Annotated in this window: 9 protein-coding genes; 4 read left to right on the forward strand and 5 right to left on the reverse strand. The window is 58.8% G+C overall.

Going from position 1 to position 8,869, the window contains the following annotated elements:
• The 4 genes from VL688_08170 to VL688_08185 form a co-directional block, all read left to right on the forward strand.
• A partial coding sequence (locus tag VL688_08170; GenBank protein HTL48016.1) for an NADH-quinone oxidoreductase subunit K occupies positions 1–185 on the forward strand: 185 nt, incomplete at its 5' end.
• Between the two features lie 4 nt (positions 186–189).
• Positions 190–2,115 carry an NADH-quinone oxidoreductase subunit L gene (gene nuoL, locus VL688_08175; GenBank protein ID HTL48017.1) on the forward strand — a complete coding sequence of 642 codons (1,926 nt, stop codon included), beginning with the start codon at positions 190–192 and terminating at the stop codon, positions 2,113–2,115.
• A 135-nt stretch (positions 2,116–2,250) separates the two neighbouring features.
• Entirely contained in the window at positions 2,251–3,720 is a 1,470-nt protein-coding gene (locus VL688_08180) for an NADH-quinone oxidoreductase subunit M (GenBank protein HTL48018.1), read from the forward strand.
• A complete protein-coding gene (locus VL688_08185) occupies positions 3,717–5,138 on the forward strand; it encodes an NADH-quinone oxidoreductase subunit N (GenBank protein ID HTL48019.1) in 1,422 nt (473 codons plus the stop codon). Before VL688_08180 ends, VL688_08185 begins: the two co-directional genes overlap by 4 nt.
• Positions 5,139–5,140: 2 nt before the next feature.
• Here the strand turns inward: VL688_08185 and VL688_08190 are convergent, their stop codons facing one another.
• From VL688_08190 to VL688_08210, 5 genes are all read right to left on the reverse strand, one after another.
• Entirely contained in the window at positions 5,141–5,479 is a 339-nt protein-coding gene (locus tag VL688_08190) for a hypothetical protein (protein ID HTL48020.1), read from the reverse strand.
• Between the two features lie 65 nt (positions 5,480–5,544).
• Entirely contained in the window at positions 5,545–6,117 is a 573-nt protein-coding gene (locus VL688_08195; protein HTL48021.1) for a DUF5666 domain-containing protein, read from the reverse strand.
• Positions 6,118–6,320: 203 nt separating this feature from the next.
• Entirely contained in the window at positions 6,321–6,893 is a 573-nt protein-coding gene (locus tag VL688_08200) for a DUF5666 domain-containing protein (GenBank protein HTL48022.1), read from the reverse strand.
• A gap of 96 nt (positions 6,894–6,989) precedes the next feature.
• A complete protein-coding gene (locus tag VL688_08205; GenBank protein HTL48023.1) occupies positions 6,990–8,516 on the reverse strand; it encodes an RDD family protein in 1,527 nt (508 codons plus the stop codon).
• Between the two features lie 112 nt (positions 8,517–8,628).
• A partial coding sequence (locus VL688_08210) for a hypothetical protein (protein HTL48024.1) occupies positions 8,629–8,869 on the reverse strand: 241 nt, incomplete at its 5' end.

Consider the following 8,869-nt stretch of genomic DNA (forward strand, 5'->3'; position numbering starts at 1 on the left):
CGAACGTCAATTTTGTCGCATTCGGCCGTTTCTGCATGCCGGACAAGGCCGTGGGACAGACTTTCGCCCTTTTCGTGATCGCGCTGGCCGCCGCCGAGGTCTGCATCGCGCTCAGCCTCATCCTCCTCTTGTACCGCCAAAAAGGATCGATCGACGCCGAACGGGCGAACGATCTGAAAGGCTAGGACGATGGAGCTGAAACTTCTCTGGATCATCCAATTGGCGCCGCTGGCGGCGTTCTTCCTGATCCAGCTCCTGCCGCCTTCCGGAAAGAAAACCGCGCCCGCGATAGCCGTCGCGTTCGCCGCGCTGGCCGCCGCTTCGAGCCTCGCTCTCTTTGCGCACCATGCGGACGGCCGCGCACTGCCCGCCGAGTACTCGCGCCTATGGCTTCAGGTGACGGACACGCACGCGCTTTCCATCGGTTTTCTCGTCGACAAGCTGAATCTGCTCATGATCTCTCTCGTCACCGTGATCGCCGCGTTCGTCCACATCTTCTCGTACTACTACATGGCCGAAGATCCTTCGCGTGCCCGCTACTTCGGGTTCCTCAGCTTCTTCGCTTTCGCGATGACCGGTCTCGTCCTATCCAGCAATCTGCTTCAGACCTTTCTCTTTTGGGAGCTCGTCGGCTTGGCCTCCTACCTGCTCATCGGCTTCTGGTACGAGAAGACGAGCGCCGCCACGGCCGCGCGCAAGGCGTTCGTGATCAACCGTCTGGCGGACCTCGGTTTTTACCTCGGCATCATTCTGCTGTTCCTTTTCTTCGGAACGGTCGATTTTCTCAAGCTCGACGCCGAGGCCCTGCGCGCCCAGTTCCCTGCGTTCGCCGCGGCCGGGCTGGGCCTGCTCGTCTTCACGGGCGTGATGGGCAAGTCCGCGCAGTTTCCTTTCCACAACTGGCTGCCGGACGCCATGGAAGGCCCGACGCCGGTCAGCGCGCTCATCCACGCCGCGACCATGGTGGCCGCGGGCGTTTACCTTGTCGCGCGCTCGTTTGTGCTGCTCGAAGTGTTCCCGCAGGTCATGCCCGTCATTGCCGTGATCGGTACGATCACGGCTTTCATGGCCGCCTTCATCGCGCTGACCGCAACTGACATCAAGAAAGTGCTCGCCTATTCCACGATCTCGCAGCTCGGCTTCATGGTCACGGCCATGGGCCTGGGCAGCATGACCGCGGGCCTCTTCCATCTCATGACACACGCGTTTTTCAAAGCGCTCCTCTTCCTCGGCGCGGGCAGCGTGATCCACGGGACAGGCACGCAGGACATCCGCGAAATGGGCGGTCTCTTCGGCAAAATGAAATCCACAGCGTTCACGTTCCTCATCGCCTCGCTCGCCATTGCCGGCGTTCCTCCGCTCGCGGGCTTCTGGAGCAAGGACGAAATCCTGCTGGCCGCGCATGATTCCGGAAATCAAATCATTTACATCGTGCTCGGCGTCACGGCTTTCATGACCGCGTTTTACATGTTCCGTCTTTTCATCCTGACCTTCCTCGGCAAGCCGCGCAACTCGCACATCCACGCGCATGAATCTCCTGTTTCCATGACAGGGCCGCTGTGGGTGCTGGCGCTGGGCTCGATTGTCATCGGCCTTCCCGGCTCGCCCTTCCTGGGCCACTGGTTCCAGAATTTTCTGGAAGGCGGCCACGCCGAAGCGCATGTGAACATGACCGTCATGATTTCTTCGATCGCCATCGGCCTGGGCGGCATCATTCTCGCCGCGATCATTTACGGCGGCGGCCTCGGGCTCGCGGAAAAACTGGCCAAGGCCTTCGGCCCGCTGTACACGGCTTCGGTCAACAAGCTCTGGTTCGACGAACTTTACGCGGCCTTCATCGTGAAGCCGTTCCAGGCGCTGGGCGGCCTGCTCTTTAAATTCGACGCGGGCGTGATCGACGGCATCGTGAACGGCGTGGGCCGCCTGACCATGAAAAAAAGCGCGCTCTCCGGCCTCTTCGACAAGTACGTGGTCGACGGCCTGGTCAATCTCGTGGGTTATACGACACAGTTGTTCAGCTCGGTCCTGCGCAAGATCCAGTCGGGCCTTGTGCAGAACTATCTGCTGATTCTTTTTTCGGGGCTTGTCATTCTTCTTTATTTAGGCGCCCGCTAAAAAAATAGAAAACAGGAAACAGAACACAGAAAACAGTAATACCGCAAAGAACGCAATAATCGGCAGAGAAAAATTCATTTAATTAACTGTTTTCTGTGTCCTGTGTTCTGTGTCCTGAAATCATAAGGAGCTATCATGGACCATTTACTCTCGTGGATTATTTTCACGCCGCTTCTCGGCGCGCTGGTGATTGCCTTCATTCCGAAAACCGCGGTCTCCAAAATCCAGGCGGTCGCGGTCGCTGCCACGGCGGTTGTCCTGGGACTGAGCGTCGCGGGCCTGCTCAAATTCGACGCCGCGAATCCCGGCTTCCAGCTCATGGAAAAGGCCTCGTGGATCCCGCAATTCGACGTCCATTACCTGCTCGGCACCGACGGCATCAGCTTCCCCATGGTGTTCCTGACGGCCCTCATGTCGCTCCTGGCCTGCGTGGCGTCCTTCAGCATTCATGACCGCCACAAGGAATACTTCATCCTGTATCTCCTGCTCGAAACCGGCATGATGGGCACGTTCCTCTCACTCGACCTTTTCCTCTTCTACGTTTTCTGGGAAGTGGTGCTGGTTCCGATGTATTTCCTCATCGGGATCTGGGGCGGGCCGCGCAAGGAATACGCCGCGATCAAGTTCTTCCTTTATACGCTGGCCGGAAGCCTGTTCATGCTGCTCGGCATCCTGGCGCTTTATTTCAATTCGAACCCGCACACCTTCAACATGATGGAACTCACCTCGCAGCATTTTTCGTTCGGGTTCCAGAAAATCGTGTTCCTCGCCTTCTTCCTCGGCTTCGCGATCAAGGTGCCGGTGTTCCCCTTCCATACCTGGCTGCCGGACGCGCACGTGGAAGCGCCCACGCCCATCAGCGTGATTCTGGCCGGCGTGCTGCTGAAGATGGGAACTTACGGTTTCTTCCGTTTCAATTACCCGCTGTTTCCCGAAGCCGCGAAATGGTTCCAGCCCGCGATGCTCGTTCTTGCCGTCATCGGCATCGTCTACGGCGGGTTCGTGGCCTTTGCGCAAAGTGATTTCAAAAAAATGGTCGCGTATTCGAGCGTGAGCCACATGGGCTTTGTGCTGCTGGGGATCGCGGCGCTGAACGCGCACGGCTTCCGCGGCGCCATGCTGCAGATGTTCAATCACGGCACGATTACAGGCGGGCTCTTCCTCCTGGTCGGCGTGCTCTACGACCGCGCGCACACGCGCGACATGACGGCTTTCGGCGGACTCTCCGCCAAAGTGCCGGTGTATTCGGGCATTCTGATTTTCTTTTCCATGGCAAGCCTCGGGCTTCCGGGTCTCAGCGGGTTCATCGGGGAGTTCCTCTCGCTGCTGGGCGCGTATCAATACAACAAATGGATGACGGGCGCTTCCTGCATCGGCATCATCCTGGCCGCGGCCTATCTGCTGTACATGATCCAGCGCGTGCTGCTCGGCCCTCTCAACACGAAATGGGCAAGCTTGAAAGAAATCAACGGCCGCGAGCTTTTCACGCTCGTGCCGCTCATGATCTTCATCGTGATTCTCGGGGTTTATCCCAGCGCCGTGCTGAAGTACATGGTGCCCACGCTGGATGCGCTGCTCACCCGCGTCGGAGGGCTTGTTCCTTGAGCCTCGTCCAAAGCCTTTCCTACTTCAAAGCCGAGATCGCGCTTCTGATCGGAGCCTTCGTCGTGCTGTTCATGGATTTCGCGGTGCGCGACAAAAAAGCCATCGGCATTACGGCCTTGGTGGCGCTCGGCGTCTCCGCGCTTTTCCTGCGGATGCCTTCCGAGCCCCTGCCGCTTTTCAACGGCTTTTTCATGCTCGATCCGCTCACGCACTTTTTCCGCATCACGGCGCTCGCCATCACTGCGGTGGGTGTCCTGATTTCGCTTCGCTACGAAGACCTGCCCAAGCCTTATCTCGCGGAATATTATGCCCTGCTGCTTTTCAGCGGCTTCGGCCTGATCCTCATGGCCGCGGCCAACAACCTGCTCATGATCTTCCTGGCCATCGAATCCGTGTCGCTCGTCTCTTACCTGCTCACGGGATTTTTGAAGAGCGACAAGAAATCCAAGGAAGCGAGCCTGAAGTATCTGCTGTTCGGAAGCGTGGCCTCGGGCCTCATGCTCTACGGCATGTCCATCCTGTACGGGCTTTCCGGTTCGATTGAGCTGGACCTCATCCGCGGCAGGATTGCGAACCCGGCTTATTCCGGCTTTGTGTTCGTGGCCATGATGCTGGTGCTGGGCGGGATCGGCTTCAAGATCTCCATGGCGCCGTTCCATCTCTGGGCGCCGGACGTTTACGAAGGCGCGCCCACGCCGTTCACGGCTTTCCTCACCGTGGGCCCGAAAGCCGCGGGATTCGCGCTGCTGATCCGCGTGCTCTCCACTTCTTTTCCAGACTTCTTCGCGAGCTGGACGCAGGTCATCCTGCTGCTGTCGGTGATCACCATGACGCTTGGCAACGTCATCGCGATCGCGCAGGACAACATCAAACGCCTTCTCGCCTACTCGAGCATTGCCCAGGCGGGTTACATCCTCATGGGAATCGCGGTTTTCACGGATACGGGCCTGCAGGCCGTGCTGCTTTATCTCGCCGCGTACGCGTTCACGAATCTCGGCGCCTTTGCCGTGGTGCTCGCCGTCACGCAAGACAGCGGCAGCGACCAGCTCAGCTCCTTCGCGGGACTCGGAAAGCGCTCGCCGATGCTCGCGGCCAGCATGACGATTTTCCTGCTCTCACTGGCGGGGATTCCGCCTCTGGCGGGATTCATGGGGAAATTCATGGTGTTCGCGGGGACGATCCAGAAAGGCTATATCGTGCTTGCCGTCGCGGCCGCCATCAACAGCGCCATCGCAGCCTTTTACTATTTCAAAGTGGTCCGCCAGATGTACCTCGTTCCGGCGGAAAACGAAAAGCCGCTCGCTCAGCCTCTCTCGCTGAGCTTCGCCCTGTACCTCATGCTCGCGGGAACGATCGCGCTCGGCCTCGTGCCCATGCCGCTCCTGTCCGTCCTTCATTCGATCATCCCGCTTTCCTGAGCCTAGAGATAAAGGCTCTCGACGTGAGCGGCCTTTCCTTTTTTCTCGACGCGCGTCGCTTCGAATCCACGGCCCCGGTCTTTCTCGCCCGCGTCGATCACGACTTCGTTGCCGGCCTCCAGATCATCCAGCCGGGTAGCATCGCCCTGGTACTGCGTTTTTTCGGTCACGAAGAGATTCACGCTCTCTTCGGCGCTGGTCGCGGGGTCCACGCGCATGACGGACAGCGTTTTTTCAGTGCGGTCCAATCCCGTCACCTTCCCCTCGATCGTCTCCGCGAACGCGGGAACCTGACACAAAAATGCCGCAGCCATCAAAAGCAGCACGATTTTTGTCTTCATGGTCTGTCTCCTTCGAACGGCGTCCCCGAGGGGGAACATTCCCCCCGGGGGATCGATCGCTCGTGTTATTTCTTCTCGATCACATTCGCCTGCCAGTCCTTGCCCTGATAATTCTGGTCGGCCTGAATGTTCACCTTCTGGCCCTGCTGAAGGTCGTTCAACGAGTTGTAACCGCCCTTGTACTGCGTGCCGTCGGTCACATGCATGTTGAGCGTTTCTTCCGCATTGGTCTTCGGGTTCTTGCACTTCACGGACAAGGTCTTCTCGTCCTTGTTCACCGCCGTCAGCTCGCCTTCGAATTTGTTTTCGAGCCCGGCGCCCGGAGCGGCCTTATCCTTCTTTTCCACTTTCTTGGCCTGCCAGTCCTGGCCTTCCTTGGTCTTGTCGGCCTCGATGCGGACGTCATTGCCCGATTCGAGATCCGCGAGCGAGCTGGCCTGCCCCTTGTATTCCGTCTGAGCCGTGACGAAAAGATTCACGACTTCCTGGGCATTGGTCTTCGGATCGACGCGGCTCACGGAAATCGTATTCTGTCCCTTGTCCACGTTCGTCAAAGTGCCCTCGATCGTTTCGGCAAAAGCCGGCCCTTGGCAAATCAATGCGGCAAGCGCCAACATAAAAAGCATCTTCATTTTCATGGTATATCCTCCTTGTTTTGACCGGTCGGTGACCGGGAATGCCGCTATAATGACAATTGCTGTGCCATTCCACCGCCCAAAACGTTAAGGCGCTGATTTCACGGAAGATAAAGCAAACGCCGCGGAGGCGGGATGACCGCACTCCGGGAAAAACTGTCAGACCCTTAGGACAAAGTGTCTGAACCCGAACCCCCTCCAATCCCCTACCGCTTGTCGATCGAGACCGCCTGCCAGGTTCCTTTTTCATTGTCGCGATTGGCTTCGATCCGTACTTCGTCGCCTTCTCTCAGATCGCCGAAGGTGCCCGCGCTTCCTTTGTATTGCGTGAAATCCGTCACGCCGATCTCAAAAACCTCTTCCTGACGGGTCTGCGGATTCGAGCGGCTTACCGTAACGGACTGATGCGGCGGCTGCACCTTCACGAGTCGTCCCTCCATCGATTCCGTGAACACCGCTCCCGGTGTCGTCTTTTCCGTTTTCTCGATGCTGGACGCGGCCCATCCCCGGCGCATGCCGCTATCATCGATGTCGACGCGCACCTGATCTCCGGCCGACAGATCCTCCAGGGACCCCGCATCCCTTCGATATTGCGTCAGCGGCGTCACGAACAGCGTCACCACATGGCCGCGGCGCGCCTCGGGACTCACGACGACGACGGAAAATTTTCCTTCGGCCCGATTGACGGCGGCCACCTGGCCTTCCAGGGTTTCCGCGGAAACAGGCGGCTGGCAAGCCAGGACCGCAAACGCGATCATCCAAAGCATCTTGATGTTCATGGCAGCACCTTCCCTTTCCTGTTGTGTTTTCAATTCCTGTGCCAGGAAAGAAAGGGGGTGAAAAGGAGAGGGGAAACTTCGGAAGGAAGACCGGGATCAGTCGAAAATGACTTTGGTGCCCGTCAATTTGTCATGCCAGGCCCGGTGCTTGACGTCGAACTTCACCGCGAAAAAGCCGAACCCGAGCGGAAGAGCGGAGAGGAAATACGCAAGACTGCGGAACAAAGAGCGCGCGGCTCCGAGGGCCCGTCCGTCGTCGCGGCTCACCTTGAGCTTGAAAAAAGCCTTGCCCGGCGTGCGGCCCTTGTGCGAAAAGAAAACCGTGTGATAAATCAGAAACAAGAGGGCCCAGCTCCCCGCAAAACCCGCGCTCAAAAGCCCGGCTTCCCGTTCCAGGCCGCCGCGCCGTCCGCGGAATTCTTCGATCTCGCCGGCCCCGGGAAAGCCTTCGGGAATGGGTCCTGAGCCCCAGAGCATGACCTCGGCGGATTCCGGATTCGCGGCTTCGGGCTGCTCCTCCGCCTGTTCCGTAAGCTGGGAGAGCTGATCGTTTTTAGCGTCGATCGCCGTCTGCCGTTCCGAGAGTTTTTCTTCTTCGGTGTCCACGGCGGAAACTTTGGCGCTCAATTCCTCCTGCGCCTGTTCGAAGGCCTGGCGCCTCTTGCGCAGCTCGGTTTCCTCGCGGATCAAGGCTTCGTTGGTTTCCGGCGACGGCGTGCTTTCACTCTTTTGCGAGAAGAGCTCGTCGTCGCGGTCCAGGAGTTTTCCCTTTTCATCGAGATCGATCTGCACGGCCTCGAGTTCCCTTCGTTTGGCCGCAATCCGGCCCTGCGCCGCCGCGAGTTCGCCGGTAAGGGCATCGATTTCTTTTTTCAAGGCCTCGGTCTTGGCCGGCGCCGCGCGGTGCGTCTCGGCCTGAGCGGCCCAGGTATCGGCCCAGACGTGAAGCTCGCGCGTTTTCCGCGCATGATGCGAAAAAGGAGCGGCAAACGCGAGAAAAACAGCCAGGCTGATCAAAAGCCCGTCCATGACAAACGCGCAGGCGCGCCGCCAGGTGGGCACGATGGCTGACGGCAGATCCGTCCCCCGCCCTTCGGCGTCCTGGCCGCTTGGGCCCGGGCGCAGCACTTTGTAAAGTTTGATTTTGTGCGGCAGGCCTTTGAGGATGCGGTAGCCGAGCTCCTCGAAATGCACTTCCGGCTTGTTCATGGACAGGTACACGGCTTCGGTAAAATAAATTTCGTTGGCTTCGGCATGCGCCTGCACGCGGGCCGCGATATTAACCGCCTCGCCATACACGTCGCCTTTTTCCATGATCACTTCGCCGGAATTGACCGCGATGCGCACCTCGATGCGGTCCTTGGGCGCGCCGGCGTTGTGTTTGGCGAGAGTTTCCTGGAGCGCGACGCCCGCGAGCACCGCGTCGGTCGGGCTGTCGAAGACGACGAGGAACGCATCGCCGATCTCTTTGATCAGGCGGCCGCCGAGACGCGTGATGACGGGCAGCAGGATTTCACGATGCCGCTCGATCATCTGCCGCGTTTCTTCGCGGCTCTGCGAACTCGTGCGGATCGTAAAGCCCTTCATGTCCGTGAACATAACGGTCAGATTGGAGGTTTCCATCAGCCGCGGCCTGTTTTGGAGAATGGGAACAAGATCAATCCTTGGGTTCCCTTAATTTACGGCATTTTCGGGAAGGATTGAACCGGAAGTTCGCCGGGATAGATCTCGGCTTCTATTGAAGGGTGACGAGCAGCTGCTCGAAGGGATGCTTCATTTCTGCGGCCGCCGAGCCGTGATAGGGATTGTTCAGCGCGACGGTTTCATCGAACAGAATCGCATTGTGCGCCGTTAAGGAGCGGCAGAGACAGTCGTGCTCGAAGACGTTGCAATTGTACTGACAAAGCCCGGTCAATTTCTGCCCCGTGAAAAATTTATCCAGCACGGCTTCGTAATGCGCCAGCTTGCCCATGTCG

The sequence above is a fragment of the Verrucomicrobiia bacterium genome (assembly GCA_035495615.1).
In the GTDB taxonomy this organism is placed as follows: domain Bacteria; phylum Omnitrophota; class Omnitrophia; order Omnitrophales; family Aquincolibacteriaceae; genus DATJFP01.